Raw genomic sequence first — 19,431 nt, 5'->3', positions numbered from 1 at the left:
CTACGACTAAAGTCTTACGACCGGTCCTCCGCCTATGGCGGATTTTTTTGTGCGCCGAAATCCGCCTATTTACCGATGTGAGCGGTGGGGAATGCGTGTATAGTCATTTATAGTTACTTTAAGTTACTAACTAAATAAAAAAACATCTGGAGGAAATTCATATGAGTACCGTATTATTCGTTAAAGCGAACGACCGCGCGATCGAACAAGCCGTTAGCGTTAAACTATATCAAGCATTCTTGGATAGCTACAAAGCTAGCCATCCTGAAGATACGATCGTCGAGTTGGATCTGTTCCAAGAAACATTGCCATACCTGAACGCGGATATGATCAACGGAAGCTTCAAAGCGGCCCGCGGTTATGATCTGACGCCAGAAGAGCAAGCGGCCGTAGCCGTGAAGCACAAATATCTCGAGCAATTTCTAGCGGCGGATAAAGTCGTCTTCGGATTCCCGCTATGGAACCTGACGATCCCTGCGGTATTGCATACGTATATCGATTACATCTACGAAGCCGGCAAAACGTTCAAATATACGGAGCAAGGTCCGGTCGGTCTGATTCCGGACAAGAAGATCGCTTTGTTGAACGCTCGCGGAGGCATTTACTCCGAAGGTCCTGCAGTGGCCGCGGAAATGTCCTTTAACTACATCTACAACATCATGTCGTTCTTCGGCGTGACGAATTTCGAGAACATTATCGTTGAAGGACACAACCAATTGCCTGCGCAAGCGGAAACCCTCGTATCCGAAGGGGTTGCGAAAGCTGAAAAAGCGGCGGTCGGATTCTAAGAATTCAATTGTCCGATCATAGGAAGCGGGAAGCCGATCATCGCGAATGCGATGATCGGCTTCTTTTTTGCATACGGCCCGGGGTGATTGTAACATACTACCACCGAATCACTTACGAATCGGGGGACGATATGCGATATTTTCAAGTGTTTAATCAGGCCTTTAAATATTTTATCCGCCAACCGATGCTCGTCGTTACTTTCGTCGCGGTCGCATTCATCCCTATCTTGTATAGCGGGTTTTTGATCAAGGGAGCATGGGATCCCTATGGCCAATTGAGCGGACTTCCGGTAGCCATCGTGAACATGGACGAGGGAGCAAGCTTTCAAGGGGAAACGCTGAATGCGGGACAGGATTTCGTAGACGAGCTTAGGGGAAATAACAGCTTTCATTGGCAATTCGTCAACGAGGAAGAAGCGGAGGTCGGGATGAGGGGGAATCGCTACTACGCGGCCATCACGATACCGGCGAATTTCTCGCGGGAAGTGGCATCGTTAGCGAACGATAACCCGGTTCAGGCGGAAATTATTTTCGAATCCAACAGCTATTACAATTTCGTCGCCGGTCAGATTAGCGAGAATGCAACGAAGGAGCTCAAGGAGAAGCTTTCGCATAATCTTACGGAAGCCTACTCGCGAAGTATTTACTCTCAGTTCGAGACGTTGTCCAGCGGACTTAGCTCCGCAGGCGACGGAGCCAAGAAATTAAACGAAGGGGCCGCGTCGCTTAACGATGGAATCGTTAAAGTCGCGGGAGGGATATCCGATCTTGCGAACGGTACCGCTCAACTGAACGCCAAAGTCGGATTGCTGCGCGAAGGATCAAGCAAGGTGCATGCGGGAGCATCCCAATTAAACGCCGGAATGACGGAATGGTCGGCGGGCGCAAGGCAGTTATTCGATGCAGGGAAGAAGCTGCAGCAAGGCGCTGAGCAAGCCGCGCAAGGTTCAACGGGACTGTACAACGGAATAAAGTCGTCCAAAGAGGGGGCGGATCGTCTTACCGCAGCCCTAAAGGATGCTTCGTCAGGCACGAAAAAATTAGGGAGCGGACTTGAGAATTCCATTTCAAGCCTCTCGGAATTGGCTGACGGCAGTTCGCGGCTTGCTGCGGGATTGCAGAAGGTAATCGACGATCATCCGGAATGGGCAGCCGATACGCAATTGAGCAACTTGCTAGCGGCAAGTCAAGACGTATCCAAGGGGACTCGTGCGCTGTTAAGCGGTCAGAACGAGCTTCTATCGGGCAGCAAAGCCGTTGTTACCGGACAGCAGCAAGCGCTGGCGGGTTCCCAAGCGATAAGCGACGCCCAAACCCGATTACTTCAAGGCGCGACGGATTTGCAAGGAGGACAGAAGCGGTTATTCGACGGACTCCGGACGTATAATGCCAACTTCTCTAAGATCGTAAACGGCAGCGACAAGCTGGCGCAAGGCGCCGGACAAGTAGGCTCGGGAGCGGAGCAGTTGAAAACCGGGATGAGCCAGCTAACGAATGGAATCGGTAAAGTGGCCGACGGAGCTGCGCAATTAAAGACGGGCTCGGCGCCGTTAGCTACCGGTGCGGCGGAACTGGCGGAAGGTGCCCGACAATTGGACGTTAAATTGAACGAGGCAGCGGAGAAGACTTCAACGATCCAAGCCAATGACAAGATGATACAGATGCTGGCGCAGCCGGTTACGATAAAATCCAATAACGAGCGAAAGGTGTCGCTGTACGGCAACGGTATTGCGCCATACTTTATTTCAATGGCGCTGTTCGCGGGCGCGCTCGTCTTTACGACGATCATCTCGGGTCGTACGACGGTCGTCGAAGATGCCTCTGGCGTTCCGCTGTTTATCGCGAAGACGTTGACTTTCGGTTTGATCAGCATAGCGCAGTCGCTTATCCTAGTTACGATCCTCGTGTTTATTCTAGGGCTGGAAGTACAGAATGTCCCATTATTCTATCTATACACGGCGTTAGTCGGATTGACTTTTATGCTAATCGTTCAAGCGATCGTCACTTGGCTGGATTTGCCGGGTCGTTTCGTCGTGCTGTTGATCATGATTTTCCAACTCGCCTCAAGCGCGGGTACGTTCCCGCTCGAGCTTCTTCCCGGATGGGCGAAGGCGATGAATCCGTGGCTGCCCATGACCTATAGCATTCGCGGCTTTAGAGACGTCATCTCCAGCGGGGACTACGACAATTTACGAATTCAGTGCGCTTATTTGGCGCTATATTTGATCGTATTTCTCACCTTGACGTTCGTTTACTTCATGATCAAGAAAAAGAAAACGACGGACGAGCAGTTAATGCCGGTTAAGCTTTAACGACTTCATGACCCGAAAATCGAAAAAAATCGGGATTGTCCATTCCAAGCATTAGGAAATCTACTTCTATCAATGGTATAGTTTACATATATACGATTCGTTAAGAAGTTGAACTCGGCGAATGGGGTGGACTCTTCTGAAGAAAATAAGGGCGATCATTACGGGGGCAACCGGCATGGTCGGCGAAGGCGTGCTCCGCGAGTGCTTATCGAATGCAGATGTCGAACAAGTATTGATCATCAATCGCAAGCCTAGCGGCATATCGCATCCTAAGCTGAAGGAAATCATACATGGCGATTTTTTCGATTTGACTCCGATCGAGAACGAGCTTGCCGGATATAACGCTTGCTATTTTTGCTTAGGCGTATCTTCGGTCGGAATGAAAGAGGAGGAGTATCGTCGGGTTACCTATGACCTCACTCTTGGCGTGGCGACTCTGTTGTCTAGGATAAATGCCGACATGGTATTTTGCTACGTTTCCGGAGCATCCACGGATAGCACGGAGCAAGGAAAGAGCATGTGGGCGAGAGTAAAGGGGAAGACGGAGAACGATTTGTTGAAGCTGCCTTTCAGAAGAGCGTATCTATTCAGACCCGGTTATATGCACCCGACTAAAGGGGCATTGTATACGCAAAAATATTATTACGCGTTCAGTTGGCTCTATCCCTTATTAAGACGACTGTTCCCGAAACACGTGATTACGTTAAGGGAGCTTGGCATAGCGATGATCCGTTCGGTGAATATCGACTATCCGAAGTCCGTTTTAGAAGTTAAAGATATAATAGATATCTCGAGAAAATGAGATTCGTTTCGCATTTCCGAATAGGATATTCCCCGTACGTAAGGAGTAGATAGACGATGGATGGGAAGTTGTTTACGCTTGAAGAAGCGAACGCATTGCTGCCTCAGATCAAAGAAGAGCTCGCCGATCTGCAAGCGCTGGTGAACCAGATTGAACTGCACTATCAAGAGTTTCAGAAAATCAAATCGAGCAACAAGCATGGCCAATCCGTCAACGGGCACGATCCGCTATTCGAGATCGAAACCCGGATAGACTTCATGCGTATGGAAGTGGAGCTTGCGATTCAGAATTTCGGCCGCAAAGGCGTGCTGCTGAAGACGATCAATCCTGGACTCGTCGATTTCCCTTCCGACCTGAAAGGGAGAGACATTCTCCTGTGCTGGAAGGAAGGCGAAGAGAGCATTACGCACTACCATGGCTGGCATGACGGGTATATGGGGCGCAAGCGAATTGCGGACGAGATGTAGGTTGATGGAAGCTGTGTAGAGCGCCAGGGCAGTGCAGTGCAGGGCAGTACAGGGCAGGGCAAGGCAAGATAAGGCAAGATAAGGCAATGTAAGGCAAGGTCAGGCAAGGTCAGGCAAGGTCAGGCAAGGCAACTGCGTTTATTAATCGCTCCGTCTTAGGCTCGTTAAACTAATCCTCAGTGCTTGACGTAATCAAGGTTCCTTCTAACGGCGACAGCGGCCGTTATTTTGCTCAAAACGGTACTTTTCAAAATCTAACGGAGATGAGCGCTCTTATTCTGGTATTTTCCTATGAAAACATGCCAATTGAGCATAAATAGAGGCGCGTAGCTTCGTTAGAATTTTGAAACCTTGTTTTTGACGAAATAGCGTCCGTGGGAGCCGTTAGATAAATAACCCTTAAATTAAATGCGATAGCCTTGTTCGGACACCAGGGCAACCGCTTACCGAAATTGAAACAAACGCACCGCTATTTCGCTTTACGAACAGGTTTCCGGAGAAATAAGGGTGCTGAGCACCGCTATTTCGCTCCGCGAGCGGGATTCCGGAGAAATAAGGGTGCTGAACACCGCTATTTCGCTCCTAAGCGATTGCCCACGATCTCACTTGACGATCTCACCTGTCTATTGACAATCCACAATGAGCAAGGTATGATTCAAGCTGTTGCTTGTTAATCATACCTAAACATTATTCGTATAACCTCGTGAATTCAGGGCGAGGGTCTCTACGGGAAGCCTTAACTTCCATGCTACGAATATGGAATCATCGCCTAGATGATTCTATATTCCTAGCTGGAAGTTTTTTGTTTTTCCGCGGATTGCGAGAGTCAGGGAGGCGTTTCATCGAAATGAAATACTTATTATCGGTATTGCTCGGAGCGATCAGTTACGGCATCTTGTCTACGATCGTAGTGAAAGCATATGGCAAAGGTTATGGGTTGGGAGAAGTCGTCGGCAGTCAATTGTTGGTCGGTTTTATTCTCGTTTGGAGTCTGGTTTTGTTTACGAAGCTACGGGAAAAGCGCAACAAGAAGTCAGTGGACGGCAAGGGCAAGTTTGCGGTTGAAATGAAAGCCAGCCTTACTTGGAAGCAGCGTTTTTACCTGATGGCGGCGGGAACTCCGACAGCCATAACCGGCCTTCTGTATTATGAATCTTTGCGCTATATTTCGAATTCGTTGGCTATTATCTTATTGTTCCAGTTTACTTGGATCGGCGTTTTGATTCATGCGATCAGTCATCGCAAACGGCCTGATGGAATTATGTTGCTTACGCTTGCCGTCTTGTTAGGCGGAACGATGCTGGCAGCGGGAATTATGGAGCAGGGGTTGTCTAACTTCAATTGGATCGGAGTTGCGTTCGGACTAGCGTCCGCAGTGAGCTATTCCTTGTTCATCCTCATAAGCGGAAGGGTGGTTCCATCCGTTCATCCGGCGTATCGCAGCGGTTGGATGATTACGGGAGGGATGCTCTGCGTCTTTATCCTTTTCCCACCGACATTCCTCATTAATGGCGTCCTGTGGGGGGATTTGCTCTTGTTCGGCTTTATGCTTGGAATGTTCGGAGCGTTCTTGCCGCCCGTATTGTTCGCCATTGGGGTCCCGCATATCGGGGAAGGGATGACCGGCATCCTGGGCGCTTCGGAGTTGCCCGTAGCGGTGATGCTCTCCGCCGTCGTGTTGCACGAGCACGTTAGCGTGCTCCAATGGATGGGCGTCGTACTCGTCATTCTAGGCGTGATGTTGCCGGAGTTAGCGAAACGGATCAATCGTACAAACCGTAGCTATCCCCTTACGAAGTTAGATGTATAACGGAGTTAAATAAAAAGTTGCGAAAATAAGCCCTCATCGGAAGGGCTTATTTTCATAAATCAGATTATCGGATCATATTTTGTCAAATATCAGCGCCCTAGATTTGAATGATAATCGGAAGGATCATCGGCCTTCTTTTCGTTTGGGCATAGAGGAACTTGCCGACGGCTTCCTTGATCGCTTGCTTGTAGACGCTCCACTGATTTACGTTGTCTTCCAGCAGCTTAAGAAGGGAGTTTACGGTGATGCGGTTGACTTCCTCGAGCAACCCTTCCGACTCGCGAACATAGACGAAACCGCGGGATATCGTGTCGGGACCGGAGATGATTTTGTTTTCCGAGCGATTGATCGTGATGACGATGATAAGGATTCCGTCCTCGGACATATGCTTGCGATCCCGCAACACGACATTGCCGACATCTCCGATTCCAAGACCGTCAACGAGAGTGATTCCGGTAGGTACTTTCCGGCGCTGGCGGGCGATTTGGCTATTGATGTCCACGACGTCCCCGTTCTTGAGGATGAAGATGTTCTCGCTCTTCACGCCGACGGCTTCGGCTAACAAGCGATGCTGATAGAGCATGCGATATTCTCCGTGGATCGGAATGAAGTATTTCGGCTTCATTAAAGTCAACATGAGCTTAAGTTCCTCTTGGCTGGCATGACCGGATACGTGCATTCCCGTGACAATGCCGGATCCATAGATGACTTTAGCGCCTAGTTCGAATAGATTGTCTACAATCCGGGCTACGTTCCTCTCGTTGCCAGGGATCGGCGTTGCCGCAAGAATGACCGTATCCCCTCGGAGAACTTCGATTTGTCGATGGTTGGAGCTAGCCAAGCGGGACAACGCGGCCATAGGTTCCCCTTGGCTCCCCGTGCAAAGAACGACAACCGCATGGGGCTCGTACTTATTTACCTCCGGGGGTTCGATCAACATATCGTCCGGCATTCGAAGGTACCCAAGCTCGGTCGCAATGCCAACGACGTTAACCATGCTCCTGCCGACCAATGCGACTTTTCGGTTCGTTCTCTCCGCCGCATCGATAATTTGCTGCAGCCGATGGACGTTGGAGGCGAACGTCGAGATGAATATTTTTTGCGTCGCGTTATCGAATGCTTCTTGGATATGTTCGCCCACGAGTCGTTCCGATGGCGTGAAGCCGGGACGCTCCGCGTTCGTGCTCTCGGAAAGCAGCGCCAACACGCCGTTCTTCCCAAGCTCCGCCATTTTATGGATGTCGGGGTATTGCTCGTTGACCGGGGTGAGATCGAATTTGAAATCGCCGGTATGTACGACGGTGCCTTCAGGCGTATGTAACGCGATGCCAAGACAATCCGGTATGCTGTGATTGGTGCTGAAGAAGCTGACTTTTATCGTGCCGAACGTGACTTTGGAATTCGAATGAATTTGATTTAATTGCGCTCTAGCGAGCAAGCCATGCTCCTTCAACTTCCCTTGGATCAAGCCTAGCGTAAGTCTTGTCGCATAGATCGGCATATTCAGTTGCTTGAAGATGTAAGGGATTCCCCCGATATGATCCTCGTGTCCATGGGTCACGATCAATGCCCGAATTTTATCCTGGTTCTCGAGTAAGAAAGTGATGTCGGGTACGATGACGTCGATGCCGAGCAAGCTTTCGTCAGGGAACTTGGAGCCGCAGTCTACGACAAGAATATCATCGTCATATTGAATCACGTACATGTTTTTGCCGATTTCGTTGACGCCGCCCAGTGCGACGATCGATAGCGTATTTTCCTGTTCGCTCAACCTTGGAAGCCTCCGTTCACACTTAAGAATAGGGACATTGTTCCCATACTCGGACTGAATCATCCAGATTTAGCGGCCAAGGATTACAAGATCAGGATTACAAGATCATTACAAGATCATGTATTGCATTCTTCCCGCGTAGTGAGTATAATAACTTCAACTTGATAGGTATAATGTAATGTCGATGAAGAGAAAGAGTACGTTATTCGTCTGATCCGCAGAGAGTTGGGAACGGTGAAAACCAACGATGAGGCGATAACGGAAAGCCATCTCCGAGACGCAGGCTGAAATTACAGTAAGCTCTGCCGCATTTCCAGCGTTAACGGGAACACGTATTGATGGATACGTTGCAGAGTGCCGTTGCTTGGTTAGCAGCGGAACTAGGGTGGTAACACGGGCATAGACTCGTCCCTTGAGGGCGGGTTTTTTTGTTTTTAAAAAAGGAGGAAATAACGTGATTCAGTCTACGATAGGGGATTTATTGTCACCGCAAGTACGTGATATGCCGCCTTCCGGAATCCGCAAGTTTTTCGATTATACGTCCGGAATGAAGGACGTCATCTCGCTTGGAGTAGGAGAACCGGATTTCGTCACTCCGCAAGTCGTCAGGGATGCGTGCATCCTCGCGCTGGAAAAAGGAAAAACCTCCTACACCTCGAACGCGGGCATGCCGGAATTGAGGGAAGCGATCGCGGAATATATGCGTTCGGGCTACCGGGTCACGTACAACCCTTCCGACGAAGTATTGGTTACGGTCGGCAGCAGCGAGGCGATCGACCTCGCATTGCGTGCGCTCATTACGGAAGGCGATGAAATCCTTATACCCGAGCCTTGTTATATTTCTTACTCCCCGATTGTATTTCTCGGAGGAGGCAAGCCGGTTGCCGTCGAAACTAGCGCGGATAATCAGTTTAAATTGACTGCGGATGCTCTGAAGAAGAAGCTGACTTCCCGATCCAAGGTACTCGTTCTCTGCTATCCGAACAACCCGACCGGCGCAATCATGACCTATGAGGAATGGCTGCCTATCGCCAAACTGGTGGAAGAACGCAATCTGATCGTCATCTCGGACGAAATCTACGCGGAACTCACTTATGGAGGAGAACGGCATGTCAGCTTCGCTTCGCTCCCCGGCATGAAGGACAGAACGTTACTTGTTAGCGGATTTTCCAAGGCCTTCGCGATGACGGGCTGGCGGGTCGGCTACGTATGCGGTCATCGGGAGATCGTATCGGCTATGCTCAAGATTCACCAATATACGGTCATGTGCGCTCCGATTATCGGACAGATTGCGGCACTGGCTTCGCTCCAAGTCGGAATGGAGGAGAAGGACCGGATGATCGAATCTTATAATCAACGCCGGAGGGCATTCGTTCAAGGACTCAGACAGATCGGACTTCCTTGTCATGAGCCGCTCGGTTCCTTCTATGCTTTTCCTTCGATCGCGCATACGGGCTTAAACTCGGAGCAGTTTGCTCAACAACTGCTTAAAGACGCGAAAGTCGTAACCGTACCGGGCCAAGTGTTCGGCAGCGGCGGAGAAGGTTTCATACGATGTTCGTACGCCTCCTCGCAAGTCCAATTGGATGAAGCGTTAGATCGGATTCATACGTTCTTGCAACGTCGGCTCTAGGAATAATGCTCTTCATTCGCTATACTTACATGTAGAAGAGTCGAACGAACAGTTAGGAGTAGATAAGATGGAAGCGACGAAAAATAACGCCATTAGATACTATCCGCCTAAAGAGGACTACATCGCCTTCGATAACGAAGAGGATTACGCGGACAAGGGAAGAAGCTGGGGATTGTTCGGGAAGGCGCCGAAAAAACAATTCTGGTACAAAAACGCGACGACGCAAACTCAGGTGACGATTAAAGGTTATCAAGAGTTCAACAATTTGAGCATTCTAGTCGTCGAATTCGAGGACGGAAATGTAACCTGCATACATCCTTCGTTCTTGAAGGAAATGCAGAGCGGCAATTTCGGTAAAGAAATTATCGTCGAGGATGGAGAGGGTTCGGCATCGGGTGAAGCTGCCGTAACAGAAGCTGAACCTACCAAATCGGCGAAATCGTCCGTGGAGAAGCCGCCTAAAGCGGTTAAAACTCCGAAGAAACAAGTGGAAAAACTGGATCTGCCGCTGGAGAAGGTGAAATTCTCGGCTAAAGTAAAGGAATTCACGACGAAGCCGAATCCGTTCTCGGATAACGACGACGAGGTCGTGCTGCTCGAAGAAGTAGCGGTGCTAGGAGAAACTCCGCTTACGATCGGAGACGCGTGGTGCGGTTACAGCAATACGCTCAAAGGATTCGCGCTCGAAGTCGGAGACTTGGTCGAATTCGAAGGAAAAGTCGTGGATAAGAAGTTTAACAAAGAAATTCTTTACAAGGTGAACAACCCGTCTAAATTAACGAAGAAGTGAACGGGCAATATTCGTTCATGACCGTCGAGACTATCTCGACGGTCATTTGCCGTTCTTGGTTACAATCTTGTAAGGTATTATCCATCAAATTGTCATGAAATTCGATGGATTACCTAATCCGACTTCGTCTATAGTTGTACAAGAGAATACAAGCATTAAAGTGGAGGGAATCGCGTTGAACGAATTTATTAAAGCCGTGATTATGGGAATTGTTGAGGGTTTGACCGAGTTTTTGCCCGTTTCGTCTACGGGGCATATGATCTTGACCGGACGATTGTTGGAATTTGAAGGGGATATGGCTGATACTTTTAAGGTCGTCATTCAACTAGGGGCGGTAATGGCCGTGCTTGTACTGTATTGGAGAAGATTTGTCGGTTTCTTGAATATCACGCCTACGGCGCTTAGACGTCCGGGAATCAATATCATCCATGTCATTATCGCGATGATTCCTTTCGTCATTACCGGTTTCACCATTCACGGATATATCAAGGAACGATTATTCGGTCCCACGCCCGTCTTAATCGGACTTGTCGCCGGCGGTATCCTCATGATAATCGCCGATCGGGTTCGAAGGAAAGTCAGCGCGGAGACGATGGACAAGATTACGTATAAGCAAGCTTTCGGTATCGGTCTCTTCCAATGCTTGGCGGTATGGCCTGGGTTCTCCAGATCGGGCTCCACGATTTCCGGAGGGATGCTGCTGGGGACAAGCCAGAAGGCTGCGGCCGAATTCACGTTTATCGTCTCCGTTCCGGTTATGTTCGGCGCTTCCGCCTATGACCTGTATAAGAGCAGGGAGTTTTTGACGACTGCCGATATTCCGTTGTTCCTCGTCGGACTGGTCGCTGCTTTCGTCGTGGCCATGATCGCGATCGTCACTTTCTTAAACTTGATCAAACGATTAAGGCTGTCTTGGTTTGCTTATTATCGATTCGTACTGGCGGCGGTTTTCTTCGTGATTTTGTACTTATAAGAGCAGAGTGGGAAGAGATGAGCTAGGCAGATTAGAGAAGAGCAAGGCAGATAGGAAAAAAGCAAAGCCGACTCAGCTTTGCTTTTTTTTTGTTGGAGAAGATAGAGCGGCTACACCGCTTTAAATCGAGCATGGAGACACTTTTTGGAGAAGATAGAGCGGCTACACCGCTTTAAATCGAGCATGGAGGCACTATTTGGGGAAATAGAGCGGCTATGCCGCTTTAAATCGAGCATGGAGTCACTTTTGGGGAAAATAGAGCGGCTACACCGTTACTACTTAGGTCTCCCCAAAATTGAGGAGATTTTTTCTTTGCTATTTAAAGGAATTCGAGCATCTCACAGCGAAGTAGTAGTTAAAGAAACTTTGCTAGTGAGGAGCGTGTGACACCCGTGAAACTAACTTCGCAACAAGTGAATAAGATTAGCAAGGGCGACAAAGAAATTGCGGATTATTTCAGTGCGCTCCTTACTCAAAACCAACAGTTGACCCAACTTGTCGAAAAGCAGGCCGCTCAAATCGAGAAGCAAACCCTTCAAATCGAGAAGTTAGAAAAGCGCGTTAACGATTTAGAACGGCAACTCGGACAAAATAGCAACAACAGCAGTAAACCGCCCTCCAGTGACGGATTGCGTAAACAGAATAATTCGCGCCAGTCTGGCGGCAAAAAGGGTGCGCCTACCGGCCATGATGGACATACACTTCGTTTCAGCACTTCGCCGGACGAAATCGTCGTGCATTCGGTATCCACTTGTAAGCATTGTGCCCAATCCCTTGATGGGGTGGCCGTGCAAGGCTATACCAAGAGACAATTATTTGACTTACCACTTCCCCGTTTGGTTGTCACTGAACATCGCGCGGAGGAGAAGTGTTGCCCAGCTTGCCATACACGTCAGCGGGCTACCTTTCCAGACCGAGTTCAAGCACCTGTGCAGTATGGAGAAGGCTTTACAGCTTGGACCGCTTATTTAAATGTTTATCAGCTTCTGCCACTAGATCGCATCTCGCGATTGTTTTTCGATCTGACCGGTTACCAGCCTAGCGAAGCGACGCTTTTGGCACAGATCAAGACGATGGCATCCGTTGTAGCGGATCAAGAGCCGAGTATTCGAAAGCATCTCCTTACGCAGCCACTCATTCACAGCGATGAAACACCCATGCGCTTGAATGGCAAACAACAGTATCTCCATACGCACTCCAACGCCGATTGGACTTTGTTAGCCATGCACGCGAGGCGATGTGGGCCGGCACTTGTAGAAATGGGCGTGTTGCCATCTTACACCGGTATTGTGGTTCATGACTGTCTTAATTCCTACTTCAAACCCGAGTTTAAGTTCACGCACGTCTTGTGTAACGCGCATTTATTGCGCGAATGCCAAGGGATCGCGGAGCATGACCATCATAAGTGGGCATCCGACATGAAACAGTTGCTCCAAAGAAGTTGGGTGCTGGCCAAAGGAGCTCGAGCGGCAGGTATCCCCTTGTCGGATGAGGTGCTCACCGAGATTGACCTAAGCTTCGATGCCATTTTGGCCCTAGGGAAAACGGAATGGGCTAAAGATGCGGTGCGCGAAAAAACAGGACCTCGAGGACGAAAATGCAAAAGCAAAGCGGCTAATCTTGGGCAGCGATTCGAGCTTCATAAAGCGTCGATTCTTCGCTTTCTTTACGATGCCCGCGTCCCTTTTGACAACAACCAGGCCGAACGAGACATCCGTATGTCCAAGGTGAAGCAGAAGATTTCTGGATGCTTCCGTACGGCAACTGGCGGCGAACAATTTGCAAGTATTCGTGGCTTTATTTCCACTCTCCTCAAACAGAAGCTTCCTTTACATGCCTCACTCGTATCCGCACTCCGTGGTAATTTCCAATTCAAGACTACCTGAGTAGTAACGGCTACACCGTTTTAAATCGAGCATGGAGGCACTTTTTGGGAAAATAGAGCGGCTACGCCGTTACTGCTTAGGTCCACTTCTTTTAGGCAGCAATTCTAGGCACATTTTTGGCCTACTTTCGCCGTAATCGCCATCCAGCCTCATATCAAGGTACATTTTTTGGCCTAATTTCGCCGCAGTTGTCATTCAGCCACCCAACAAGGCACATTTTTGGCCTACTTTCGTCGTAGTCGCCATCCAGCCTCCAAACAAGCTACAATTATGGCCTTCTTGCTCTATGTGCATAGAGACTCGGTTCGGGACTAAGAGAGTAAATAGAATAATGACCTGAGTAGTAGCGAGTATGCCCCACCAATCCTCAAAAAAAAGACCGTCAGGGAGAATACGCCCTAACGGTCTGTGCTATATAAAGTTCTTATACGACGCCTTGAGCAAGCATCGCATCGGCAACGCGGATGAATCCCGCGATGTTGGCGCCGACGACGAGATTGCCGGAATGCCCGTAAGCTTCCGCGGCTTTAACGCTATTTTGGTAAATATTTTTCATGATTCCGTGAAGTTTAGCATCGACTTCTTCGAAAGTCCAAGACAATCTCATGCTGTTCTGGGACATCTCGAGCGCGGAAACCGCAACGCCGCCCGCATTGGCAGCTTTAGCTGGTCCGAACAATACGCGATTTTCCAAGAACACTTCGATCGCTTCCAGCGTGGAAGGCATGTTGGCGCCTTCTCCGATGGCTTTAACGCCATTGGATACCAACAATTTGGCCGCTTCTTCGTCAATTTCGTTTTGAGTCGCGCAAGGAAGAGCGATATCGCACGGGATCGTCCAGATGCCTGCGCATCCTTCCGTATATACGGCGTGCGGATGTTCGTTCACGTATTCGCTGATTCGTTTACGTTCAACCTCTTTCAAACGTTTGACCGTATGGAGGTTAATTCCTCTTGGATCGTAGATATAACCGTTGGAGTCGCTGCAAGCGACGACTTTCGCGCCAAGCTGAGTCGCTTTATCGATCGCGTAGATCGAAACGTTCCCGGATCCGGAGACGACGACCGTGCTATCTTGGAAGCTCAAGCCTTTAGCTTCAAGCATCTCGTTCACGAAGTAAACGCAACCGTAGCCCGTAGCTTCCGTACGCGTAAGGCTTCCTCCGTAGATAATGCCTTTGCCTGTAAGAACGCCGGCTTCATGTCCGCCTTTGATCCGTTTGTACTGACCGAACATGTATCCGATCTCGCGTGCGCCTACTCCGATATCTCCTGCAGGTACATCCTCGTCCGGGCCGATGTATTTGTATAGCTCGGTCATGAAGCTTTGGGTAAATTTCATGATTTCGTTGTCTGATTTGCCTTTAGGGTCGAAGTCGGAGCCGCCTTTACCGCCGCCAATAGGGAGACCGGTTAGGGAGTTTTTGAAGATTTGTTCGAAGCCGAGGAATTTGATAATGCTAGCGTTAACGGATGGGTGGAAGCGAAGACCGCCTTTATAAGGACCAATTGCGCTGTTGAACTGAACGCGGAAACCACGATTGACTTGCGTTACGCCTTTGTCGTCAACCCATGGAACTCGGAAGTAAACAACGCGCTCCGGCTCTACGATCCGTTCTAGTATCCCTTGTTTCATATATTTGGGGTGCTTAGCAAATACAGGAGTGAGGGAGTCTAAAATTTCTTTAATGGCTTGGTGGAATTCGCTCTCGTGCGGGTTACGTTTAATGACTGCTTCATAAACGGATTGAACGTATTGTTGCGCGCTTGTACCTGCCTCGGCAGTGATTGTTGTCACTTTTCAATAACACTCCTTCGATTTGTTTGCACTATTCACCGCAAAACATGTATTTATATACTTGATGATTGTAGATTATACACGAATTTTAAGCAAATTAAAATTTTTTTCATGCCTGAAACATTTAAATTATCCGTATTGACATTGACGTTGCGTAAAGGTGTACGATGATTTTGCAAGGGGGATCGATTATGGAATATACAGTGCAGAAACTTGGACTATTGGCAGGAGTTAGCACCCGAACGCTAAGGTATTACGATGTGATTGGCATTCTCAAGCCGGCGAGAATCAACTCATCGGGATATCGCGTCTATGGGCAACGAGAGGTTGACCGATTACAGCAAATTCTATTTTATCGCGAACTGGGAGTGAGTTTGGACGAGATCAAGGAAATCGTGGACTCGCCCCGATTCGACGCTAGTCGCGCATTGCGTGAACATCGGGACAATCTCCTTGCCAAACGGCAGCAATTGGATGCGTTAATTGCCAATATCGATCTCACCTTAGCAAGTCGGGAGGGGACATTTCCTATGAGCGATGAACAAAAGTTCGAAGGTTTCAAACAGAAGCTGATCGACGACAACGAGAAGAAATACGGCGAGGAGATTCGTGCCAAGTACGGCAAGGACCAAGTCGAGCAATCCAATAAAAAGTTAAAAGGGATGTCGCAGCAACAATACGCGGAAGTCGAGCAACTTGCGGCGGATATCCATTCGAAGCTGGCCGAAGCATTCGCAACGGGAGATCCCGCAGGCGAGCTAGCCCAAAAAGCCGCGGATATGCATCGTCAGTGGCTAAGCTTCTACTGGGATAGCTACAGCAAAGATGCCCATGCGGGCGTTGCGCAGATGTATGTGGATGATGAGAGGTTCAAGGCTTACTACGACAAAGATCAGCCAGGCGTAGCTGAATTTCTGAGGGATGCCGTATTGATCTACACGGAAAACCGCGGGGAATAATCTGTCTGGCTTAGTCGAGTGAGTTAAATGTATATGGAACAAATAAGGTTGTCCCGAAAGAATCCGCGGGCAGCCTTATTTGTTTTCATTCAAAATTAATGATTCACCGTGTGATCAGCCCTATTTTCACAAAATCAATCTCTTGACACAGACAGCGTATTAACCTCATAATACACTTACAGGTGTATGAACTAGTTAGTACACACACTTAGTGAAAGCGAGGTGACTGAATGAAAACGGGTGAAGGCTGGGAGGAAGTCGCGTTTAATAGCCGGGATCCGGTCTATTTGCAGGTCGTGAGGCATTTCAAGGAGCAGATCGTAACCGGCAAGTTAGAAGCGGGGCAGGTCATTCCTTCGCGGAGGGAACTGGGGACGTTGCTGAAAATAAATCCGAATACGGCGCAAAGAGCTTATAAGGAGATGGAGGAGCGACACTTGATCGTTACGGAAGGAAATTCGCCTAGCCGAATCACTAGGGATGAGGATGTATTGAGAACGATTCGTTCGGAATTGTTAGGCGAGGCGGTAGAAGCCTTCGTCGCTTCCGTGCGGAAGATCGACGCACCGTTGGATGAGCTTCTGGACTTGGTAAAAGTTAAATATTCGGAAAATAAGGCCGAGGAGGAGATGCGGAATGATCGAAGTCAATAACCTGCGCAAGCGATTCCGTCTCCGCAATGTGCTTAATGGCGTTTCATTTACCGCGGAGAAAGGGCAGATCACTTGTTTAACGGGGATTAACGGCGCCGGTAAATCGACGGTATTAAAGGCGATTATGGGTCTGCTTCCGTTCAACGGCGGTCAGATTCAAATAGATGGCAAAGCGCTCAGCAAACATACATACGAGAAGATAGCGTATATTCCGGACCATCTGACGATGCCGCTCGGAATGAGTCTAAGCGAAGGCATGCGGTTTATGGCCGACTTCTACGACTCATGGAACGAGGAGAGAGCGGAAGAGTTGATGCGATTTTTCAAGCTGGCAAGCTCGGACAAGATCGGCAATCTATCGAAAGGGACCGCGGCCAAATATAATCTGGTGATCGGATTAGCCCAGAATACGGATTACGTGTTGATGGACGAACCGTTCTCGGGCATCGACATCTTTAGCCGGGAGCTGATCGCGGAAGTGTTCTCCAGTCACCTGATCGAAGATCGGGGAGTGCTGCTGACGACCCACGAAATAGGAGAAATGGAACATTTGATAGATAGAGCGGTCATTATGGACAAAGGAATCATCGTTCGCGAATTCGATTGCGAAGAAGTGCGCAGCGAGGAAGGCAAGTCGATCGTGGACGTGATGAGGGAGGTGTATCACTCGTGAACCGCTATTTGAAACTCGTACATATGGAAGTGCATCGATTTCGTTACGTTCTTGCGAGCTTAATGGGCATCACGATCCTTATCCAATTCGCGGCATTGATATGGCACGTCAACGATGAATTGGCGATGAACAAGAAGGCGCTCATAAATACCGGATTCATATCGGATAAAATGTCTTTCGCCGAGGCGATCGCCAACACGCAATTCTGGTTTGCCATCCCGATCTTCTTGAGTATCGCCGTATTATGCCTGTACGTATTCTTGATTTGGTATCGCGATTGGGCAGGACGCAATACGTTCGTTTATCGGTTGTTAATGCTTCCTACGGCAAGAAGAAATATCTACTTGGCAAAGCTTACAGCCATGATGATTTTCATATTTGGGCTTGTTGCTTTTCAACTGTTGCTACTCCCTATTGAGCACTTGATCTTCAAGCTAATTGTTCCGGCGGATCAAATCGAGCCCTCTTACTTTATGGATACCGTTTCTACGAATCAAGTATTCATCTGGTTGATGCCACGCCATTTCGACCAATTTGTTTTGTCGTACGGATTAGGAATCATGGCGTTGATCGTCGTCTTCACTGCGATAATGCTAGAAAGAAGCTATCGATTAATCGGGATATTGTTCGCGGTTCTCTATATACTGGCATGCGTGTTTACGGTGTTATTTCCGTTATTCGCAATGGGCTTCGAACAGTCGGACTCCTACCTTTATCCCGAAGAAATATGGACGATCGAACTTGTCATTTGCATAGCGCTCGTAACGGTATCCGTCTGGCTCGGATTCCGGTTGTTAAACAAGAAAATATCGGTGTAAGAAGGGAGGTTACGCTATGAAACGGTATTGGTTATCGGCATTGTTAGGCCTTTTCGCGGTCGTCGCGATAAGTACGTATTACATCTATGGCGCAACGGAGAAACTTCCCGTATATAAGCTGCAAACGATAGAGGGCGACGAGAACGTAATAGCGGACGTAAATCTGTACGGATGGTACGGGGGAGTACTGCATTCCGAATCCATGGACCTCTCATTGGAAGGGACTAATTACAACGTGGATATGTCCCTCTACGAGAAACACGTAAAGAATGCTCGGTCGTGGACGAGCTCCCAGAAAGGTTACAAGGAGTTAAAGAAAGAACACCGAAATTTCATGAGAGGAAAGAGCGCGATGGATCAATTCTATAAAGACAAAGAGTGGTTGATCTACGTCAAGGCTACGCTGGACTATAATTACGATCATATCGATGATAAGGAAGAAGCGATTCTAAAGATTGATCTTCTGAACGAGAAAACGGGAAAGGTGAACCGTTATCAGACTACGATCAAAGATTCGAGCATCTATACCTGGATGACGATCGAGGATGTGCAGCGGATTGACGATCAAATTCATATCCTCACTACGCAGAGGGCGATGAATATTGGTGAAGAAGATCGGAACTCAACCGCTGAACTCCACGTGTACGTCGTAGACATGAATTCTGGTGATCTTATCAAAAATGAAACCTTGAAACATGGCATTACGGCAACGGACAAGGAGGATATTATCCTATCTTCTGTTTCGAATGAGATTCGTTCCGAACCCGGAGAGGTTGTCGTGCTGAGAATCCGCAAGGAAAAAGCAGAAGATCATCTTGAGGGAAACGTTTACAGCATGGAGTCCCAATCCGATCATCTCTTCGCCTATTCCTATCGAACAGGTAAGCTTACGATGCTGACTGAGTATTTTCTGAAAGGAAATACAGCGCTCCTACCCGATTATACTCTGAACGGTAATATTCTATCGTCATTAGTTTACGATACGAACGCGATCACGATAGCGCGATATGATATTGTAGCCAATAAAAAATTACCGGGACTTCACGAGCTCACAGCGCAACAGCTTGGCGTAAACGAGATCGCATCGGTTACGATCGGGAATGGTCACGTGTATGCGTTGCTGCGCAAGGGCGAACACACGGAACTTGCGGTATTGGAAGCAACGAGCGGAAAAGTCCTGTATCGCGGCCAGCCAACCTATAAGGGGCCGAGCTCTAAGGCGGATGAGCAAATGAAAAACCTTCATCTGATGGGTATCGGGTTTAAATATCAATAAAAAAAAGCTTCCTCGATGCGGA

The 19,431-nt window shown here is 48.7% G+C and carries 16 protein-coding genes, 1 riboswitch and 1 other annotated feature; of the genes, 14 read left to right on the top strand and 2 right to left on the bottom strand.

Translation table 11 applies throughout. The annotated features are described in order from the left end of the window. The first annotated feature begins 161 nt into the window (after nucleotides 1-161). The 5 genes from HH215_RS07935 to HH215_RS07915 all read left to right on the top strand — a co-directional run bounded on the left by HH215_RS07935 (nucleotide 162) and on the right by HH215_RS07915 (nucleotide 6,179). Nucleotides 162-788 carry an FMN-dependent NADH-azoreductase gene (locus HH215_RS07935; RefSeq protein ID WP_169279407.1) on the top strand — a complete coding sequence of 209 codons (627 nt, stop codon included), beginning with the start codon at nucleotides 162-164 and terminating at the stop codon, nucleotides 786-788. Between the two features lie 131 nt (nucleotides 789-919). Next, entirely contained in the window at nucleotides 920-3,100 is a 2,181-nt protein-coding gene (locus HH215_RS07930) for a YhgE/Pip domain-containing protein (protein WP_169279406.1), read from the top strand. Nucleotides 3,101-3,221: 121 nt separating this feature from the next. Next, nucleotides 3,222-3,902, top strand: a complete 681-nt coding sequence (locus HH215_RS07925) for an NAD-dependent epimerase/dehydratase family protein (RefSeq protein ID WP_169279405.1) — start codon at nucleotides 3,222-3,224, stop codon at nucleotides 3,900-3,902. A gap of 56 nt (nucleotides 3,903-3,958) precedes the next feature. Next, nucleotides 3,959-4,369, top strand: a complete 411-nt coding sequence (locus tag HH215_RS07920; protein ID WP_169279404.1) for a DUF2203 domain-containing protein — start codon at nucleotides 3,959-3,961, stop codon at nucleotides 4,367-4,369. A 671-nt stretch (nucleotides 4,370-5,040) separates the two neighbouring features. Continuing rightward, nucleotides 5,041-5,140, top strand: a riboswitch (purine riboswitch). 76 nt (nucleotides 5,141-5,216) lie between these two features. Further along, entirely contained in the window at nucleotides 5,217-6,179 is a 963-nt protein-coding gene (locus tag HH215_RS07915; RefSeq protein ID WP_169279403.1) for an EamA family transporter, read from the top strand. A 97-nt stretch (nucleotides 6,180-6,276) separates the two neighbouring features. Here HH215_RS07915 and HH215_RS07910 read toward each other — a convergent pair whose 3' ends face one another. Then, nucleotides 6,277-7,950 (bottom strand): ribonuclease J, encoded by a 1,674-nt coding sequence (locus tag HH215_RS07910; RefSeq protein WP_169279402.1) that lies wholly within the window; start codon nucleotides 7,948-7,950, stop codon nucleotides 6,277-6,279. A gap of 175 nt (nucleotides 7,951-8,125) precedes the next feature. Beyond that, nucleotides 8,126-8,366, top strand: a binding site (T-box leader). 86 nt (nucleotides 8,367-8,452) lie between these two features. Between HH215_RS07910 and HH215_RS07905 the strand changes: the two genes are divergently transcribed. The 4 genes from HH215_RS07905 to tnpC all read left to right on the top strand — a co-directional run bounded on the left by HH215_RS07905 (nucleotide 8,453) and on the right by tnpC (nucleotide 13,232). Beyond that, nucleotides 8,453-9,583 carry an aminotransferase class I/II-fold pyridoxal phosphate-dependent enzyme gene (locus HH215_RS07905; protein ID WP_169284286.1) on the top strand — a complete coding sequence of 377 codons (1,131 nt, stop codon included), beginning with the start codon at nucleotides 8,453-8,455 and terminating at the stop codon, nucleotides 9,581-9,583. 67 nt (nucleotides 9,584-9,650) lie between these two features. Beyond that, nucleotides 9,651-10,373: a hypothetical protein gene (locus HH215_RS07900; RefSeq protein WP_169279401.1), complete on the top strand. Its 723-nt coding sequence runs from the start codon at nucleotides 9,651-9,653 to the stop codon at nucleotides 10,371-10,373. Nucleotides 10,374-10,548: 175 nt separating this feature from the next. Further along, the gene (gene bacA / locus HH215_RS07895) at nucleotides 10,549-11,346 is read left to right on the top strand and encodes an undecaprenyl-diphosphate phosphatase (protein ID WP_169279400.1); all 798 of its coding nucleotides are present in this window, start codon (nucleotides 10,549-10,551) and stop codon (nucleotides 11,344-11,346) included. Nucleotides 11,347-11,738: 392 nt separating this feature from the next. Continuing rightward, complete coding sequence (tnpC, locus tag HH215_RS07890) at nucleotides 11,739-13,232, top strand: IS66 family transposase (RefSeq protein WP_169279399.1); 1,494 nt, start codon at nucleotides 11,739-11,741, stop codon at nucleotides 13,230-13,232. A gap of 424 nt (nucleotides 13,233-13,656) precedes the next feature. Here the strand turns inward: tnpC and gdhA are convergent, their stop codons facing one another. Continuing rightward, nucleotides 13,657-15,030, bottom strand: coding sequence for an NADP-specific glutamate dehydrogenase (gene gdhA, locus HH215_RS07885; protein WP_169279398.1), 1,374 nt, complete (start codon nucleotides 15,028-15,030; stop codon nucleotides 13,657-13,659). Between the two features lie 191 nt (nucleotides 15,031-15,221). Here gdhA and HH215_RS07880 point away from each other — a divergent pair, with 191 nt between their 5' ends. The 5 genes from HH215_RS07880 (at nucleotide 15,222) to HH215_RS07860 (ending at nucleotide 19,409) form a co-directional block, all read left to right on the top strand. After that, entirely contained in the window at nucleotides 15,222-15,989 is a 768-nt protein-coding gene (locus HH215_RS07880) for a MerR family transcriptional regulator (protein WP_169279397.1), read from the top strand. Between the two features lie 230 nt (nucleotides 15,990-16,219). Next, nucleotides 16,220-16,642 carry a GntR family transcriptional regulator gene (locus HH215_RS07875; RefSeq protein ID WP_169279396.1) on the top strand — a complete coding sequence of 141 codons (423 nt, stop codon included), beginning with the start codon at nucleotides 16,220-16,222 and terminating at the stop codon, nucleotides 16,640-16,642. Beyond that, entirely contained in the window at nucleotides 16,626-17,315 is a 690-nt protein-coding gene (locus tag HH215_RS07870) for an ABC transporter ATP-binding protein (RefSeq protein WP_169279395.1), read from the top strand. The genes HH215_RS07875 and HH215_RS07870 overlap by 17 nt, the downstream gene beginning before the upstream one ends. Then, nucleotides 17,312-18,133, top strand: a complete 822-nt coding sequence (locus HH215_RS07865; RefSeq protein WP_169279394.1) for a hypothetical protein — start codon at nucleotides 17,312-17,314, stop codon at nucleotides 18,131-18,133. The genes HH215_RS07870 and HH215_RS07865 overlap by 4 nt, the downstream gene beginning before the upstream one ends. A 16-nt stretch (nucleotides 18,134-18,149) precedes the next feature. Beyond that, nucleotides 18,150-19,409, top strand: a complete 1,260-nt coding sequence (locus HH215_RS07860; protein WP_169279393.1) for a hypothetical protein — start codon at nucleotides 18,150-18,152, stop codon at nucleotides 19,407-19,409. The last annotated feature ends 22 nt before the right edge of the window (nucleotides 19,410-19,431 follow it).

The organism is Cohnella herbarum (genome assembly GCF_012849095.1).
GTDB lineage: Bacteria > Bacillota > Bacilli > Paenibacillales > Paenibacillaceae > Cohnella > Cohnella herbarum.
The sequence above is the reverse complement of the archived record's forward strand: the minus strand, read 5'-3'. Positions and strand labels throughout refer to the sequence as shown.

What these genes read in the sequence shown, in the direction of transcription:
- HH215_RS07930 (WP_169279406.1), top strand. Translation starts at nt 920, where the DNA reads ATGCGATATTTTCAAGTGTTTAATCAGGCCTTTAAATATTTTATCCGC.
- HH215_RS07875 (WP_169279396.1), top strand. Translation starts at nt 16,220, where the DNA reads ATGAAAACGGGTGAAGGCTGGGAGGAAGTCGCGTTTAATAGCCGGGAT.
- HH215_RS07920 (WP_169279404.1), top strand. Translation starts at nt 3,959, where the DNA reads ATGGATGGGAAGTTGTTTACGCTTGAAGAAGCGAACGCATTGCTGCCT.
- HH215_RS07915 (WP_169279403.1), top strand. Translation starts at nt 5,217, where the DNA reads ATGAAATACTTATTATCGGTATTGCTCGGAGCGATCAGTTACGGCATC.
- HH215_RS07935 (WP_169279407.1), top strand. Translation starts at nt 162, where the DNA reads ATGAGTACCGTATTATTCGTTAAAGCGAACGACCGCGCGATCGAACAA.
- HH215_RS07905 (WP_169284286.1), top strand. Translation starts at nt 8,453, where the DNA reads ATGCCGCCTTCCGGAATCCGCAAGTTTTTCGATTATACGTCCGGAATG.
- HH215_RS07870 (WP_169279395.1), top strand. Translation starts at nt 16,626, where the DNA reads ATGATCGAAGTCAATAACCTGCGCAAGCGATTCCGTCTCCGCAATGTG.
- HH215_RS07925 (WP_169279405.1), top strand. Translation starts at nt 3,222, where the DNA reads ATGGGGTGGACTCTTCTGAAGAAAATAAGGGCGATCATTACGGGGGCA.
- HH215_RS07880 (WP_169279397.1), top strand. Translation starts at nt 15,222, where the DNA reads ATGGAATATACAGTGCAGAAACTTGGACTATTGGCAGGAGTTAGCACC.
- HH215_RS07900 (WP_169279401.1), top strand. Translation starts at nt 9,651, where the DNA reads ATGGAAGCGACGAAAAATAACGCCATTAGATACTATCCGCCTAAAGAG.
- HH215_RS07860 (WP_169279393.1), top strand. Translation starts at nt 18,150, where the DNA reads ATGAAACGGTATTGGTTATCGGCATTGTTAGGCCTTTTCGCGGTCGTC.